The following is a 15,066-nucleotide window of genomic DNA, read 5'->3' as shown; positions in this document are numbered from 1 at the left end:
TGCCCCGGGTGGCCACATCCGGGATAATGGCGGGCTCCGCGTTCCCGAGCCCGCCGCCATGAATTCCCAGCACCGCAAGCCGCTTCCCGGCACCTCCCTCGACTACTTCGACGCCCGTGCGGCGGTGGAAGCCCTGCAGGCGGGCGCCTGGGACGGGCTGCCCTACGTGTCTCGGGTGCTGGCCGAAAACCTGGTGCGGCGCTGCGACCCGGCGACGTTGGACGCGTCGCTGCGCCAGCTGATCGAACGAAAGCGCGACCTCGACTTCCCCTGGTTCCCGGCGCGCGTGGTCTGCCACGACATCCTGGGCCAGACCGCGCTGGTGGACCTGGCCGGCCTGCGCGACGCCATCGCCGACCAGGGCGGCGACCCGGCCCAGGTGAACCCGGTGGTGCCGGTGCAGCTGATCGTCGACCACTCGCTGGCGGTGGAGTGTGGCGGTTTCGACCCCGATGCCTTCACCAAGAACCGCGCCATCGAGGACCGCCGCAACGCCGACCGCTTCCACTTCATCGACTGGACCAAGCTCGCGTTCAAGAACGTCGACGTCATCCCGCCGGGCAACGGGATCATGCACCAGATCAACCTGGAGAAGATGTCGCCGGTGATCGGCGTGCTCGACGGCGTTGCGTATCCCGACACCTGCGTCGGCACCGACAGCCACACGCCGCACGTGGACGCGCTGGGCGTGATCGCCATCGGCGTGGGCGGCCTGGAAGCCGAGAACGTGATGCTGGGCCGCGCCTCCTGGTTGCGCCTGCCCGACATCGTCGGCGTGGAACTCACCGGCAGGCCGCAGCCCGGCATCACCGCCACCGACGTGGTGCTCTCGCTCACCCAGTTCCTGCGCCAGCAGAAGGTCGTTGGCGCCTGGCTGGAGTTCCATGGTGAAGGCGCCGCGGCGCTGACCCTGGGCGACCGCGCCACCATTTCCAACATGGCGCCCGAGTACGGCGCGACGGCGGCGATGTTCTTCATCGACGACAACACGCTCGACTACCTGCGCCTGACCGGCCGCACTGACGAGCAGGTCGCCCTGGTCGAGACCTACGCGAAGACGACCGGCTTGTGGGCCGACGCCCTGGCCGGCGCGAACTACGAGCGCACGCTGCAGTTCGATCTCTCGTCGGTCGTGCGCACGATGGCCGGCCCGTCCAACCCGCACGCGCGCGTCGCCACCAGCGAGCTGGCCGCCAAGGGCATCGCCGGCGACCTCGCGGCCGGCCAGGCCCAGGAAGCGCAGGGCCTGATGCCCGACGGCGCCGTCATCATCGCCGCCATCACCTCGTGCACGAACACCTCGAATCCGCGCAACGTCATCGCCGCCGGCCTGCTGGCGAAGAAGGCCAATGCGCTGGGCCTGAAGCGCAAGCCCTGGGTGAAGAGTTCACTGGCGCCAGGTTCCAGGACGGTCGAGCTGTACCTGGAAGAAGCCGGCCTTAAGTCCGAACTCGAGTCCCTGGGCTTTGGCATTGTGGCCTTCGCCTGCACCACCTGCAACGGCATGTCCGGTGCGCTGGACCTCCAGATCCAGCAGGAAATCATCGACCGGGACCTGTACGCGACCGCCGTGCTTTCCGGCAACCGCAACTTCGACGGCCGCATCCATCCTTACGCCAAGCAGGCCTTCCTGGCCTCGCCGCCGCTGGTGGTGGCGTACGCCATCGCCGGCACCATCCGTTTCGACATCGAAAAGGATGCCCTGGGCCACGACGCGGACGGGAACCCGGTGACGCTCAAGGACCTGTGGCCGAGCGACGCTGAAATCGACGCCATCGTGAAGACGGCAGTCAAGCCCGAGCAGTTCCGGAAAGTGTACGAGCCGATGTTCAATGTGGTGGTCGAAAGCGGCGAAAAAGTCAGCCCGCTTTACGACTGGCGCGCGCAAAGCACCTACATCCGCCGTCCGCCCTACTGGGAAGGTGCGCTGGCCAAGCCGCGCACGCTCTCGGGCATGCGCCCGCTGGCGCTGCTGGGCGACAACATCACCACCGACCACCTGTCGCCGTCGAACGCGATCATGGCCGCCAGCGCGGCCGGTGAATACCTGGCGAAGATGGGCCTGCCGGAGGAAGACTTCAATTCCTACGCCACCCATCGCGGCGACCACCTCACCGCGCAGCGGGCCACCTTCGCCAACCCGAAGCTGTTCAACGAGATGGTCGTCGAGGACGGCAAGGTGAAGCAGGGCTCGCTGGCGCGCGTGGAACCGGAAGGCAAGGTGATGCGCATGTGGGAAGCGATCGAAACCTACATGGACCGCGGCCAGCCCCTGATCATCGTGGCCGGCGCCGACTACGGCCAGGGCTCGAGCCGCGACTGGGCCGCCAAGGGCGTGCGCCTGGCCGGCGTCGAGGCCATCGCCGCCGAGGGCTTCGAGCGCATCCATCGCACCAACCTGATCGGCATGGGCGTGCTGCCGCTGGAATTCGAGGCCGGCACCACGCGCAAGACCCTGGGCCTGGACGGGACCGAAACCTACGACGTGCTCGGCACCCCGGCGCCGGGCACACGGCTCATGCTGGTGGTGAACCGCCGCGATGGCAGTCGCGTCGAAGTCCCGGTCACCTGCCGACTCGACTCCGACGAAGAGGTGTCCATCTACGAAGCCGGCGGCGTGCTGCAGCGCTTCGCCCAGGATTTCCTCGCCTCCAGCCAGGCCGCCTGAAGCGGGCGGACCACTGGCGGGACTTGAAAATGCCCATTTTGGGCATTAAAGTGCCCGAAATGGGCATGAAACCAGCCAGCAGGGTCAGTGAAGCCGCGGCAGCGTACGCACGGGCGAACCTGTCGGACGCGCTGTTCACGCAGACGCAGCAGCGTGTCCTTGCCTGCCTGTTCGGGCGGCCTGGCCGGCGCTTGGGCGTCAGCGAACTGATCCAGACGACCGGCGCAGGTAGCGGCGCCGTGCAGCGTGAACTCGCGCGGCTTGCCGGCAGCGGCCTGCTGTTGGTCGAACGACAGGGCAACCAGAAGCTGTATCGCGCCAATCCAGAGAGCCCCATCCACGACGAGATCGTCGCCATTGTCCGCAAGACGTTTGGCCTGGCCGGGCCACTGCGTGACGCCCTTGCGCCGATCGTGGACGAGCTCATCGCCGCCTTTGTCTACGGGTCGGTCGCCAAGGGCGAGGACACGGCCGCCAGCGACATCGACCTGATGATCGTCTCTGATTCCCTGGGATATGCCGAGCTCATGGCCGCGTTGCATCCCGTCATTGGCCAGTTGGGGCGTGATATCCATCCGACGATCTACACGCGTTCCGAGCTGGCGCGGCGAATCGGCGATGGCAATGCCTTTGTAAGCAAGGTCATGGCACAACCGAAGTTGTGGCTGGTGGGGGCCGAGCATGTCCTCGCCGCTTGAGAATCTGGCCGGCTGCCTGGCCGCCCTGCGCCGGCACGGTTATCGCGCCCGACATCGATATATCGTTTTCCAGGTGCTGCCGCATACCCTGCAGCTGGGCCCCGAAGTCTGGCGGGTCCTGGACCATGCACACGGAAAACGGAACCTCGCGGAATACGAAGGCCACGTGGAGGTCGAGGAGCGACTGGTGATCGACACCGTCGCAGCTTGCCAACGCGTGGCAGATACCCTGGATGCATTCACGTAAACGGCAGTTATCCATGACCCACGCACCTCAAACCAAGATCCCGGCCACCTACCTTCGCGGCGGCACCTCCAAGGGCGTGTTCTTCCGCCTCGACGACCTGCCCGAGGCTGCGCGGGTGCCGGGCCCGGCGCGCGACGCGCTGCTGATGCGCGTGATCGGCTCGCCCGACCCCTACGGCAAACACACCGACGGCATGGGCGGCGCCACCAGCAGCACCAGCAAGTGCGTGATCATCAGCCGCTCCAGCCAGCCGGGCCACGATGTGGATTACCTCTACGGCCAGGTGTCGATCGACAGCGCCTTCGTCGACTGGTCGGGCAACTGCGGCAACCTCAGCACCGCGGTGGGCCCCTTCGCCATCGCCAACGGTTTCATCGACAAGGCACGCCTGCCCGCGAATGGCGTGTTCCCGGTGAAGGTCTGGCAGGCGAACATCGGCAAGACCATCGTCTGCCACGTGCCCATCAGCCACGGCGAGGTGCAGGAAACCGGCGACTTCGAACTCGACGGCGTCACCTTCCCGGCCGCGGAGATCGTGCTTGAGTTCATGGACCCGGCGGACGAGGGCGAAGACGGCGGCGCGCTGTTCCCGACCGGCCACCTGGTGGACACGCTCGACGTGCCCGGCGTGGGCCAATTCGAGGCGACGATGATCAACTCAGGCATTCCGACGATTTTCGTGCGCGCCAAGGACATCGGTTACACCGGCACCGAACTGCAGGACGCCATCAACGGCGACCCGGCGGCGCTGGCGCGCTTTGAAACCATCCGCGCCTACGGCGCCGTGCGGATGGGCCTGATCAAGGACGTCGCCGAAGCGCCGAAGCGCCAGCACACGCCCAAGATTGCCTTCGTCGCACCGGCCACCGACCACGTCGTCAGCAGTGGCAAGGCGATCGCCGCCGGCGACATCGACCTGTGCGTGCGCGCGCTGTCGATGGGCAAGCTGCACCACGCGATGATGGGCACCTGTGCCGTGGCCATCGGCACCGCCGCGGCCATTCCCGGCACCCTGGTCAACGAAGCCGCCGGCGGCGGCGTCCGCCAGGCCGTGCGTTTCGGCCATCCCAGCGGCACCCTGCGCGTGGGCGCCGAGGCCACGCAGGTGGACGGCCGGTGGCAGGTGCGCAAGGCCATCATGAGCCGCAGCGCCCGCGTGCTGATGGAAGGCGCGGTGCGGGTGCCTATGGGCTGAGGGTGAGCTGGCTCTGGTTGTCCACCGACACGCGATCCTTGCAGTCGGCGCGCGACTCCAGGCCGCACGTAACGTCCCACAGGCGCAGGCCGGTGACGTGTTCGCAGGACACGCCGGTCACCTTGCCCTTGCGTGACTTGGTTTCCCCCGCCGCCACCTTGCCGCCGTAGAAACGCTGGTCCCCGCGCGCGTCCACGGCGCTTTGGGCCGTGACGATACCGTCCACGACCACTGGCCGCCAGAATGCGGCGACGAACTTGATCGGTTCGGACAATCCGTTGCGCACCTGGAAATCAATCTCGCAGGAAGTCACGCCCGCGGCACCCTTGCCATCCTGCGCACCGGCGATCAGCAATACGATGTCACCGCTGCCGCCCGATGCGCTGCCGCCGGCTGCCGCCGCCGGCTCCGGGGCGTGAAGCGCAGTATTGTCACCGGACTGTTCGCCGGCCGCTTGCGCGTCGTTTGGAAGGGCGACGTCGGCGTTGCCACACGAGATCAGGGGAAGGGCCAGCAACAAGGTGAGCCCGTTGCGCTTGAGAATGTTCGGCATTCTTTTCTCCGTAGGCGATGCACAGGCGATGCGCCTGCTGCGAATGACCCTGGGAAAGTACGTACCAGGGCGCTGGATCCGGCCAGCCTGGAATCTCCGGTAATATCGGGCGATTGAATTTGCAGGAGCGACAAGATGTCCCTGAGTGGCAAGGTCTATGCCGTCACCGGCGCGTTCGGAATCCTGGGAACGGCCGTCGTCAAATCGCTGCTTGAGCAGGGCGCGACGGTGGCCGCCATCGACCTGGCGGACGCACCGCGCGAACCCAAGGCCCTGGGCAATGCCCATTTGCATGGCGGCGTTGATTTGGGTGATGCGGCGGCGACGCAGGCGGCTTTCGATGCCATCGCCAAGGCCCACGGCGGCCTGCATGGCGTGGTGAACATCGCCGGCGGCTTCGCCTGGGAGAAAGTGCAGGGTGGTTCGCTCGACACCTGGGACCGCATGTACCAGATGAACGTGCGCACGGCGGTCGCCGCCAGCCAGGCGGCGCTGGCGCACCTGCCCGACGGTGGTCGCATCATCAACATCGGTGCGAACGGCGCCGTGAAGGCCGGCGCCGGCATGGGCGCCTACGCGGCATCCAAGGCCGGTGTCATGCGTTTCACCGAAGCCCTGGCCGAAGAACTCAAGGACCGCGGCATCACCGTCAACGCGCTGCTGCCGAGCATCATCGATACCCCGGCCAACCGAGCCGACATGCCCGACGCCGATTTCGGCGCCTGGGTGCAGCCGGCGCAGCTGGCCGCGGCCATCGTGTTCCTGCTGTCCGACAACGCCAGCGCCATCACCGGGGTCCTGCTGCCGGTCACCGGGCGGGTCTGATCACTCAGCGCGCGGACGGAACAGCCACCGCGCGTCCCCCGGCACGTCGTCGGACACGGTGATGCGGATGTGCTTGGGATACTGCTTGCCCGACGGTCCGGCGCGCAGTTCGGTGATCTCGTTGCGCATCAGGTTCCAACCGGCCTGAAACTGCACGGCGTAGTCGGTGACCTGCTCGAAGTTGTCGTCGCCTTCGCCGGTGTACGTGGGCAGCATGCACTCCGCCTGCAGTGCCGCCGCCTGGGAGACATTCACGTACTGGTACCAGCTGCCTGCGGCCGCGTTGCCCTGGCCGTAGCTGGAACGCCAGTCCAGCACTTCCTGCGAGCTGACCAGCTCGAGGCTGCCAAGCTCTTCCACGGCATCCTCGTCGGCTGCCAGGAACAGGCTGGTCGGCGTGAACGAGGCCAAGGGCTCACTCACCATGGGTTCGCCACTCTCCAGGCACGACGGGAAGGTGTCGCCCAGAGTTTGTTCGCTACTGGGTACGGCCGGCAGCTTGAGTTCAACGCTGCCGTCCGCGGCGACCTTGCCCATCCGCAGCGGGCCCATCGGGCCGTAGCTGAAGACATAGGCCTCGCCGCCATCCCAGTCGGGGATCCGGTCGGAGGCGAGGGCGGGCTGCAGGGCAAGCAGGGCTAACAGACAGAGCGACTGGCGCATGGTGTGGGTCCTCGGTGGGTGCGACCGCGAACCGGCCGGCATCCTACTTAACGCAAGTTGGCCGGCGTACCCGCCAGCGCCGTGGCAGTCCTGCCCAGCTACGGGGATGCCGGGAGGATGCCGGCGGGCCAGCAGGGGGGATCGCCTTCGCCTGCCAGGGGATAGCGGCAGGGCGCCAGCGTGGGTATCCCGTCGGCATCGATGCGCACCCAGGCGGCCTGGCGGAACCGCCGGGCCAGCGAATCCATCACGGCGTCGCCGCCGCCGATCACCATAAAACCGGGCTCGTTCCAGCCGCCGTCTTCGCTGCCGCCGTCCGAGTCCACGCGGGCCAGGCCGTGGGCATCGATGGCTTCGCGCAACGCCTGGTTGGCGGTGGCGTTCTCTTCCGGCGACTGCACCTGGCCGAAGGGATTTTCGCCGGTGACCAGGCCGCCATGGCTAGCGCCATGGCGTGCCAGCAGCGCCGCCAGGGCGGGATTGGCGCGGCCAATGTACAGGGGGATGGCCCGGTCGCCGTCGTATACGCGGTACACGGCGTCGGCGAAGGCCTGCATCATCGCGGCCGGGGGCGGGTAGGTGCGGACGGGGTCCATCGCCAAAGCTTACCCCGCCGCGACGGCGCCTCCCTTATGCTCCGTGGATGCCAACCCGCGACTCCTTACGCGCCGCCGCGCTTCGCGCCACGCTCCGATGGCTGGTCAGGCCGGTGCTCAGCCCGCGATTCACGCCGGCGTTCCAGCGCCGATGGATGGACCTCCTGGCCGGCATCGGCCGGTTGCCGCATGGCATCGCGATGGCCCCCGCCCGCCTGGGCGGGGTGGCCGCGCAAACCTGGCGCGACGCGCGTGCAGCGCCGGTCCGCGAAGGCGCCGTGCTGTTCCTGCACGGCGGCGGCTATACCACCGGTTCACCGCGCACGCATCGCACGTTGGCGGCCTGGCTGGCGCATGCCGCCGGCGTGCCGGTGTCGGTCATCGATTACCGCCTGGCGCCCGAGCATCCGTTCCCCGCGGCGCTGGAGGACGCCTTGGCCGCCTATGCCGCGCTGGCCGCCGAAGGCCCCGTCGTGGTCGCCGGGGATTCGGCGGGCGGCGGCCTGGCGCTGGCCCTCGCCCTGAAGTTGCGCGAGACGGGCCAGCCGCTGCCGGCGGCCCTGGTGCTGCTGGCGCCGCTGGTTGACCTGCGCGCGGACACGCCGCTGCCACCGGTGCCGGGCGAGGCGCTGCTCAGCGAGGCCTGGGCCCGCGCGAATGCGCGCCACTATGCCGGCAACGACCTGGCCAACGCGCTGGTGTCGCCGCTGCTGGCCGACCTGCGCGGGCTGCCGCCCACCCTGGTGCAGTTCGGCAGCGACGACCTGCTGCGTCCGCAGGTGGAAGCGCTGCTCGAAGCGCTGGCGCGAGCGGGCGTGCACGCCGAGCGCGACTTCACGCCGGGTCGCTGGCATGTCTTCCAGCTGCATGCCGGGCAGCTGCCGAGCGCGGATGCCGCGGTGGCGAGGCTGGGTCGGTTCGTCGCGCGTGCGCTGGATACCTTCCCTCGTCCCGCGCGCGTCCACCACACCGTGATCCTCGGCGCCGGCATGTCCGGCCTGTGTGCCGCCATCGAACTGCAGAAAGCCGGGCTGCACGATTTCGTCATGCTCGAACAGAGCCAGGGCATTGGCGGCACCTGGTGGGACAACCGCTACCCCGGTGCCCAGGTCGACGTGCCGGCACCGGCGTACGCGTTCTCCTTCGCGCCCAACCCGCACTGGCGCCAACGCTTCGCCGAGGCGGCCCAGATCCAGGCCTACCAGCAGGCGCTGGCGGAAAAACACGGCCTGGGCGCACGCCTGCGCCTGGGCACGCGGCTGGCCGAGGCCCGGTATGACGAGGCCAGCGGCCACTGGCGGTTTCGCACCGAAGGCGGCGAGCGATTCGAGTCGCGGTTTTTCATCTGCAGCACCGGGCCGCTGAGCCAGCCACGCTGGCCGGACATCCCGGGCCTGGAAGACTTCCGTGGCGAGCGCCTGCACAGCGCCCGCTGGGACGAGGGCGTGGCCATGCGGGGCAAACGCGTGGGAATTATCGGCACCGGCTCCACGGCCGTGCAGCTGGTGCCGCCCATCGCCGCGAACGCGACCCGGGTGCACGTCTTCCAGCGCACCGCCAACTGGGTGTTGCCGCGGCTCGAGCGCAAGTACCGCTGGTTCGACCGCGTGCTGGCGCGGCTGCCGCCCTATGCCGCGCTGGTGCGCCGGTCCTGGGTGGCGTTCCTGGAACTGGGCCGGCGCGGCTTCGAGGACGGCACGCTGATGCGGCGTCTCCTGCTGTGGCTGGCGCGCCGCCACCTGCAGGGCCAGGTGGCCGACCCCGCCCTGCGCGCGGCGCTGGTCCCCGGCTACCCCCTGGGCTGCAAGCGCATCATCTATTCCAGCGATTACTACCCGACCCTGGTGCAGCCGCACGTGGAACTGGTGACCGCCGGCATCGAGCGTTTCACCGCCACCGGCATCCGCTGCGTCGACGGCAGCGAACGCGAGCTGGACGTGCTGGTCTGCGCCACCGGCTTCGACACCGTGCACCTGCTGCAGTCGATCCAGGTGACCGGTCGCGGCGGCCGGACCCTGGCCGGCGCCTGGCGGGATGGCCCGGAGGCCTGGCACGGCATCAGCGTGGCGGGGTTCCCGAACCTGTTCCTGCTGCTGGGTCCGAACACCGCCACCGGCCACACGTCGACCCTGCTCTACATCGAACCCGCGGTGCGCCATGCCATCGCCTGCATGCGGGCCGTTGATGCCGGCGGCCACCGCGCCATCGAAGTGCGCGAGGACGTGATGCGCGCCCACAACGCCGGCCTGCAACAGCGCCTGTCGGGCTCGGTCTGGGCGCAGTGCCGTAGCTGGTACCGCATGGACAACGGCAAGGTCGTGGCGATATTCCCGGGATTCACCGCCGAATACCGCCGCGGACTGCGCCACCTGGCCGACGGGGCCTACCAGTTTCGATAGGTCCGGGAGGTGGGAATTTTCGGACTTGCGCCCCGGTCGCTTATCCCGCATAAGACCGGCTAGTCGAACGACTCCCGGACGGCATGATCCACATCGAAGGCATCACCCGCACCTACTCGGTGGAGGGTCAGCACATACCGGCCCTGGCGGGCGTGGACCTGCAGATCGGCCGCGGCGAACACGTGGCCATCACCGGCGCCTCGGGCTCGGGCAAGTCCACCCTGCTCAACATCCTGGGCTGCCTGGACCAGCCCAGCGCCGGCCGCTACCGGCTCGAGGACGCCGACGTCTCGGCGCTCGACGACGACGCCCTGAGCGAACTGCGCAACCGCCGCATCGGCTTCGTTTTCCAGTCCTTCCACCTGCTGCCGCGGCTGACGGTGCTCGAGAACGTGTTGTTGCCGCTGCGCTATTGCCTCGAAGCCGTGCCCGGCGTCGAAGACCATGCCCGCCACCTGCTCGAACGCGTCGGCCTGGCCGACCGCATGGCGCACCGGCCCCAGCAGCTTTCGGGTGGCCAGCAGCAGCGTGCCGCGGTGGCGCGCGCGCTCTTGCTCAAGCCGGCCCTGCTGCTGGCCGACGAACCCACCGGCAACCTCGATTCAAAGTCCGCGGCCGACGTGCTGGGCCTGTTCGACGAGCTGCACCGCGGTGGCCAGACCGTGGTGCTGGTGACCCACGATCCCGACGTGGCCGAGCGCGCGCCGCGCCACGTGCGCCTGCGCGACGGCAAGGTGGACCATGATTCGGCGCGCTGAAACCCTGGTGCTCGGCGCGCTGCTGGCGCTGGCCCCCGCGCTGGCGCAGGAGCCGGCGCCGGACGCCGCCGCGCCGCGCACCGTCGTCATCACCGGCCAGGTGCACGCGCCGGGCGCCGAGATCATCTACGCGCCGATGTCCGAATCCAGTCCCGTCACCCTGCGCTTCCTGGCCGAGGAGGGCGCGCAGGTGCAGCCCGGCGATCCCCTGGTGCGCATCGATCCGGGCGCCACGCTGTCGCAGCAGGAATCGCTGAAGGTGCAGATCGCCCAGGCCCGCGCCCGCATCGACAAGGAACTGGCCGAGCTGGCCGTGCGCGAAATCGACGCCGAGCTGGCCCTGGTCGACGCCGAGGCCGCGCTGGCCAAGGCCGAGGTCGATGCCGCGATCCCGGCCGACTACATCGCCCGCATCGACGCCGACCGCCACCAGGGCGAGCTCGAACGCGCCCGCCGCGAGCTGGCGCTCAAGGCCGAGGAGCTCACCGCCGCCCGCACCGCCGTCGCCCGTCGTCGCAGCGACGGCGCGCTGGAAATCGCCAAGCTGCAGACCGACCTCGACTACGCCGAGGCCGTGATCGCCATGGCCGAGCAGCGGGCCGTAGGCAGCGGCGTGGCCACGTTCTACTTCAACGCCTGGTCTGGCCAGCGCTACGAAGAAGGCAGCGCCACCAACTCCGGCCAGGCGATCGGCGAACTGGTGCGACCCGGCGAACTGGGCGTTCGCGCCTACGCGCTCGAACCCGATCGGCGCGGACTGGCCGTCGGCCAGCCGGTGACCCTGCAGTTCGATGCCATTCGCGGGCAGTCGCTGCCCGGCCGCATCACCGCCATCGGCGGCACGCCCCAGGCCAAGGCCGAGTGGGGCAGCGGCCGCTACTTCGTCGTGGACATCGCCCTGCCGGCCGACTACGCGCTGCCGCTGCGCCCCGGCATGAGCGTGCGGGTCGCGGCCACGACCGGCCCGGCCGCCGACAGTGCGGAGACCGCCCCGTGAACCGGACCTGCCTGCTGCTGCTGGCCCTGCTGTCGCCGCTCGCGGCCACCGCCGACACCCTGCAGCTCGAGGGTGAAATCGCCGCCCTCGACAGCGCCACCATCGCGCCGCCGTCGGTGCCGGGCGTCTGGAATTTCCAGATCACCGCGCTGGCCACCGATGGCAGCACGATCAAGGCCGGCACGCCCATCGTCACCTTCGACGGCACCGACCTGCAGCGCCGGCTGGTGGAGGCACAGGGCCAGCTCAAGCAAAAACAAAGCGAGCAGGCGACCCTGCTGCTGAACCTGGCCGAGCGCGAACGCACCGATCGCCTGGCCACGGCCGAGCAGGTGGCCAACCTGCAGAAGGCCGAGCGCAAGGCCGACCAGCCGGCCGAGCTGGTGCGTTCGGTGGACTACCGCAAGCTGGTGATAGAACGCGAGCAGGCCGCCCGGCGCAACGCGCTGATGCAGCGCAAGGAGGTGCTGGCCCAGCGCCTGCGCGAAGCCGAACGCGACCTCGTCGCCTCGGACGTGGCGCGCGCGCAGTCGGACGTGGACGAACTGACGCGGGCCCTGGCCCAGCTCACCGTGGTCGCGCCGCGAGATGGCGTGGTGGTGGTGAAGTCGAACTGGCGCGGCGAACGTTATGAAGTCGGCAGCCAGGTGTTCATGGGCCAGTCGGTGGCGGAAATGCCCGATCCCGGCACCCTGGTGGTGCGCGCCACCGTCGCCGAGCGCGACATGCTTCGCGTGGAACAGGGCCAGGCTGCACGCATCCGCCTGCAGGGCGGCGCCGGGCAGCGCCTGCAGGGTACGGTGGCCGACCTGGGCCGTGCCGTGCGCAGCAAGTCCCGCCTGGCGCCGGTGCCGGTGCTGGACGTATTGGTGCACCTGCAGGGCGATACCCGCGGGCTCAAGACCGGCATGCCGGTCGTGGTGGAAGTGGACGTGCCCGCCGTGGGCACCGGGGTGGCGCCATGAAGCGCCCGGGACTGATCCTGCTGGCCGCGCTGGCACTGGCCGGCTGCGGCGACACGGGGCCGGGTGGTCGCGCGACGGAAGTCGTGGCCGAGGCGCCGGTCGAATTCTGGGTGCGTGCCGAAGGCGAGCTCAAGGCCGCCAAGGCCACCCCGCTGCGCGTGCCGGGAACCAACTGGGCGCGGCGGCAGCTGGTGTGGGTGCTGCCGGACGGCAGCCCGGTGAAGGCCGGCGACGTCGTTGCCCGCTTCGAAGCGCCGCAGTCGAAGCTGCAGCTGGACAAGGCGCTGATCGACCTGCAGCGCAACGCCCTGGCCCGTGCCGGCAAGGAAACCGAACTCGACGTCGGCCTGGGCCGGGTCGACGTCGAGCTGGCGCAGGCCGAGTCGGCGCTGACCATCGCCCGGCGTTACGCCCGCGCCGACTTCGAGGCCATCGCCCGCAACACCATCCTCGATGCCGTGCAGGACGAAAAATTCCTGAGCGAGAAAACCGGCGTGCTGCGCTGGCGCCAGGACCAGTCCAGCCAGCGCGGCGCCGCCGAACTCAACGTGCTGGGCGTGCAGCGCGGCAGCCTTGAAGCCGATGCGGCAACCAAGCGCGAGGACCTGTCGGCGCTGGAGCTGCGCGCCGCGCACGACGGCATCTTCATGCTGGTGCAGGGCTGGAGCGGCGAACCGCCGCGCGTGGGCGAGCAGCTCTGGGCCAGCGGTGAATTCGCCACGCTGCCCGATGTCGAAACCCTGGAGGTCGAACTGCGCCTGCCGCAGCAGGAGGCCCAGGGCCTGGCCATTGGCCAGAAGGTCGAATTGGCGCCACTGGGCCACCCCGGGCAGCAGGCGCACGGCGAAATCACCTGGATCGCCAGCGCGCCGCGCGCGGTGAGCCGCCAGAACCCGGCCAAGTTCGTGTCGGCCAAGGCCAGCGTGCCGGCCGAGGCCGCCCGCGGGTACGCCTGGGTGCCCGGCCAGGCCTTCAGTGCACGCATCCTGCTGCTGGTCGCCGACCAGGCCATCACCGTGCCCAACGTGGCCTTGTCGGGCAATGGCGAACAGGCCGAGGTGAACGTGCTCGAAGACGGTGAGCCGGTCGCGCGGCCGGTGGTCGTGGGCGTGCGCGGCCCCTCGCGCACGCAGGTGCTCGAAGGCCTGGTGCCCGGCGACCGGGTGCTGCTGGCCGGCGATGATCCCGTTGCCGGCGACGAAACCGACGCCGGCGTGGCCACCGACCATCCGGCGGAGGTGGCACCGTGATCCGCTGGCACCACCTCAATGATCGCCTGGCCTGGCGCGAGGCCTTCGAGGAACTGGGCCGCCGCAAGCTGCGCACCGGCCTGACCCTGCTGGGCCTGGTGTTCGGCGTGGGCTCGATCGTGGCCATGCAGGCGGTGGGCGAGGGTAGCCGGCGCGAGGCCCTGCGCCTGGTCGAAGGCCTGGGCCTGACCAACCTGGTGGTCGAAGCCAGGACCTTCGACGAAACCACGCTGCGCGAACTGCGTGCACGCAGCCTGGGCCTGACCCGCGCCGACGCGCAGGCCGCCCTGGACGTGGTGCCGGGCGCCATCGCCATGGCCACCGAGAAAAAGCTGCGCACCGATTCGGTGGCCAGCGACCACGGCGCCAGCGACGCCCAGGCCAGCGCCATCTCGCCGAGCTTCTTCGAACTCGGTTCGCTGCACGTCGCGAAGGGCCGCGCGCTCACCGACGATGACGATGCGGCGCTGGCCGCGGTGGCGGTGCTCGGCCACCAGGCCGCGGCCAGCCTGTTCCCGCAGGGCGGCGCGGTGGGCCAGTACGTCAAGGTCAACCACGCCTGGCTCGAGGTGGTGGGCGTGCTGGCCGACCGCGACCTCAGCGCCGACCGCTTCCAGGGCGTGCCGCTGGGCCTGGAAAGCAACCGCGTGTTCGTGCCGCTGGCGTCCGGCCTGGCGCGCTTCCGCCTGCAGCCGATGGAAGACGAGGTCGACCGCCTGCTGGTGCGCGTGGACGCGCCCGAACGCATCGACCAGGGCGCGCAGGTGCTGGCGGCGCTGCTCGAACAGCGCCATGCCGGCGCCGACGATTACACCCTGGTCATCCCGGCCCAGCTGTTCGCCCAGCACCAGCAGACCCAGCGCATCTTCCGGGTGGTGATGAGCGCCATCGCCGGCGTCAGCCTGCTGGTGGGCGGCATCGGCATCATGAACATCATGCTGGCCAACGTGCTCGAACGCCGGCGCGAAGTCGGACTGCTGCGGGCGCTGGGCGCGCGCAAGGCCGACGTGGTGGCGCAGTTCCTGCGCGAGGCCGCGGTTATCTGCGTCGCCGGCGCGCTGCTGGGCGTGGCCTTCGGCATCGCCCTGGCCTACGGCATTGCCGCCCTGGCCGGTTGGGGCGTGGCCTGGGCGCCGCTGCCGATCACCGTCGCCGTGCTGCTGTGTACGGGCGTGGGCCTGGCGTTTGGCGTCTATCCGGCCAAGCAGGCCGCGGAACTCGACCCCATCGCCTCGCTGCGCACGGAGTAGGG

Annotated in this window: 14 protein-coding genes; 11 read left to right on the top strand and 3 right to left on the bottom strand. The window is 69.8% G+C overall.

Annotated features, from left to right (window positions below; genetic code table 11):
* The first annotated feature begins 58 nt into the window (after positions 1 to 58).
* Genes acnD through prpF form a run of 4 tightly spaced genes read left to right on the top strand, consistent with a single transcriptional unit; the run spans position 59 to position 4,808 of the window.
* A complete protein-coding gene (acnD, locus tag N788_RS04340; RefSeq protein WP_034221462.1) occupies positions 59 to 2,668 on the top strand; it encodes a Fe/S-dependent 2-methylisocitrate dehydratase AcnD in 2,610 nt (869 codons plus the stop codon).
* A 29-nt stretch (positions 2,669 to 2,697) separates the two neighbouring features.
* Positions 2,698 to 3,366, top strand: a complete 669-nt coding sequence (locus N788_RS04335) for a nucleotidyltransferase domain-containing protein (RefSeq protein WP_244444086.1) — start codon at positions 2,698 to 2,700, stop codon at positions 3,364 to 3,366.
* Positions 3,350 to 3,613 (top strand): hypothetical protein, encoded by a 264-nt coding sequence (locus N788_RS04330; protein ID WP_084695881.1) that lies wholly within the window; start codon positions 3,350 to 3,352, stop codon positions 3,611 to 3,613. The genes N788_RS04335 and N788_RS04330 overlap by 17 nt, the downstream gene beginning before the upstream one ends.
* Before the next feature lie 13 nt (positions 3,614 to 3,626).
* Entirely contained in the window at positions 3,627 to 4,808 is a 1,182-nt protein-coding gene (gene prpF, locus N788_RS04325) for a 2-methylaconitate cis-trans isomerase PrpF (RefSeq protein ID WP_034221458.1), read from the top strand.
* Here prpF and N788_RS04320 read toward each other — a convergent pair.
* Complete coding sequence (locus tag N788_RS04320; protein ID WP_034221455.1) at positions 4,798 to 5,361, bottom strand: hypothetical protein; 564 nt, start codon at positions 5,359 to 5,361, stop codon at positions 4,798 to 4,800. The two genes, prpF and N788_RS04320, sit on opposite strands and share 11 nt — an antisense overlap.
* 135 nt (positions 5,362 to 5,496) lie before the next feature.
* Here N788_RS04320 and N788_RS04315 point away from each other — a divergent pair, with 135 nt between their 5' ends.
* Positions 5,497 to 6,186, top strand: coding sequence for an SDR family oxidoreductase (locus tag N788_RS04315; RefSeq protein ID WP_034221452.1), 690 nt, complete (start codon positions 5,497 to 5,499; stop codon positions 6,184 to 6,186).
* Here the strand turns inward: N788_RS04315 and N788_RS04310 are convergent, their stop codons facing one another.
* Together N788_RS04310 and N788_RS04305 are read right to left on the bottom strand one after the other, a co-directional pair.
* Complete coding sequence (locus tag N788_RS04310; protein ID WP_034221449.1) at positions 6,187 to 6,849, bottom strand: hypothetical protein; 663 nt, start codon at positions 6,847 to 6,849, stop codon at positions 6,187 to 6,189.
* Between the two features lie 98 nt (positions 6,850 to 6,947).
* On the bottom strand, positions 6,948 to 7,445 hold the full coding sequence (locus N788_RS04305) for a DUF3293 domain-containing protein (protein ID WP_034221446.1): 498 nt from the start codon (positions 7,443 to 7,445) through the stop codon (positions 6,948 to 6,950).
* Between the two features lie 47 nt (positions 7,446 to 7,492).
* On the opposite strand from N788_RS04305, the gene N788_RS14315 reads away from it, so the two are divergent.
* The 6 genes from N788_RS14315 (at position 7,493) to N788_RS04275 (ending at position 15,064) form a co-directional block, all read left to right on the top strand.
* Complete coding sequence (locus tag N788_RS14315) at positions 7,493 to 9,844, top strand: alpha/beta hydrolase fold domain-containing protein (protein ID WP_084695880.1); 2,352 nt, start codon at positions 7,493 to 7,495, stop codon at positions 9,842 to 9,844.
* Positions 9,845 to 9,927: 83 nt separating this feature from the next.
* Positions 9,928 to 10,602 carry an ABC transporter ATP-binding protein gene (locus tag N788_RS04295; protein ID WP_034221443.1) on the top strand — a complete coding sequence of 225 codons (675 nt, stop codon included), beginning with the start codon at positions 9,928 to 9,930 and terminating at the stop codon, positions 10,600 to 10,602.
* Positions 10,586 to 11,599, top strand: a complete 1,014-nt coding sequence (locus N788_RS04290) for an HlyD family secretion protein (RefSeq protein WP_051924352.1) — start codon at positions 10,586 to 10,588, stop codon at positions 11,597 to 11,599. The genes N788_RS04295 and N788_RS04290 overlap by 17 nt, the downstream gene beginning before the upstream one ends.
* Positions 11,596 to 12,564 carry an HlyD family secretion protein gene (locus N788_RS04285; protein WP_034221440.1) on the top strand — a complete coding sequence of 323 codons (969 nt, stop codon included), beginning with the start codon at positions 11,596 to 11,598 and terminating at the stop codon, positions 12,562 to 12,564. Before N788_RS04290 ends, N788_RS04285 begins: the two co-directional genes overlap by 4 nt.
* Positions 12,561 to 13,814, top strand: a complete 1,254-nt coding sequence (locus N788_RS04280; RefSeq protein ID WP_084695879.1) for an efflux RND transporter periplasmic adaptor subunit — start codon at positions 12,561 to 12,563, stop codon at positions 13,812 to 13,814. Before N788_RS04285 ends, N788_RS04280 begins: the two co-directional genes overlap by 4 nt.
* A complete protein-coding gene (locus tag N788_RS04275) occupies positions 13,811 to 15,064 on the top strand; it encodes an ABC transporter permease (protein WP_244444083.1) in 1,254 nt (417 codons plus the stop codon). Before N788_RS04280 ends, N788_RS04275 begins: the two co-directional genes overlap by 4 nt.
* Positions 15,065 to 15,066 lie beyond the last annotated feature (2 nt).

Origin of the sequence: Arenimonas donghaensis DSM 18148 = HO3-R19 (genome assembly GCF_000743535.1) — a bacterium.
GTDB classification, from domain to species: domain Bacteria; phylum Pseudomonadota; class Gammaproteobacteria; order Xanthomonadales; family Xanthomonadaceae; genus Arenimonas; species Arenimonas donghaensis.
Note: the sequence above shows the minus strand (reverse complement) of the source record. Positions and strands in the feature narration are given on the sequence as shown.

Coding starts and splice junctions, on each gene's coding strand:
- N788_RS04280 (WP_084695879.1), top strand. CDS start 12,561: ATGAAGCGCCCGGGACTGATCCTGCTGGCCGCGCTGGCACTGGCCGGC.
- N788_RS14315 (WP_084695880.1), top strand. CDS start 7,493: ATGCCAACCCGCGACTCCTTACGCGCCGCCGCGCTTCGCGCCACGCTC.
- N788_RS04310 (WP_034221449.1), bottom strand. CDS start 6,849: ATGCGCCAGTCGCTCTGTCTGTTAGCCCTGCTTGCCCTGCAGCCCGCC.
- N788_RS04315 (WP_034221452.1), top strand. CDS start 5,497: ATGTCCCTGAGTGGCAAGGTCTATGCCGTCACCGGCGCGTTCGGAATC.
- N788_RS04305 (WP_034221446.1), bottom strand. CDS start 7,445: ATGGACCCCGTCCGCACCTACCCGCCCCCGGCCGCGATGATGCAGGCC.
- N788_RS04335 (WP_244444086.1), top strand. CDS start 2,698: ATGCCCATTTTGGGCATTAAAGTGCCCGAAATGGGCATGAAACCAGCC.
- N788_RS04290 (WP_051924352.1), top strand. CDS start 10,586: ATGATTCGGCGCGCTGAAACCCTGGTGCTCGGCGCGCTGCTGGCGCTG.
- N788_RS04320 (WP_034221455.1), bottom strand. CDS start 5,361: ATGCCGAACATTCTCAAGCGCAACGGGCTCACCTTGTTGCTGGCCCTT.
- N788_RS04295 (WP_034221443.1), top strand. CDS start 9,928: ATGATCCACATCGAAGGCATCACCCGCACCTACTCGGTGGAGGGTCAG.
- N788_RS04330 (WP_084695881.1), top strand. CDS start 3,350: ATGTCCTCGCCGCTTGAGAATCTGGCCGGCTGCCTGGCCGCCCTGCGC.
- acnD (WP_034221462.1), top strand. CDS start 59: ATGAATTCCCAGCACCGCAAGCCGCTTCCCGGCACCTCCCTCGACTAC.
- prpF (WP_034221458.1), top strand. CDS start 3,627: ATGACCCACGCACCTCAAACCAAGATCCCGGCCACCTACCTTCGCGGC.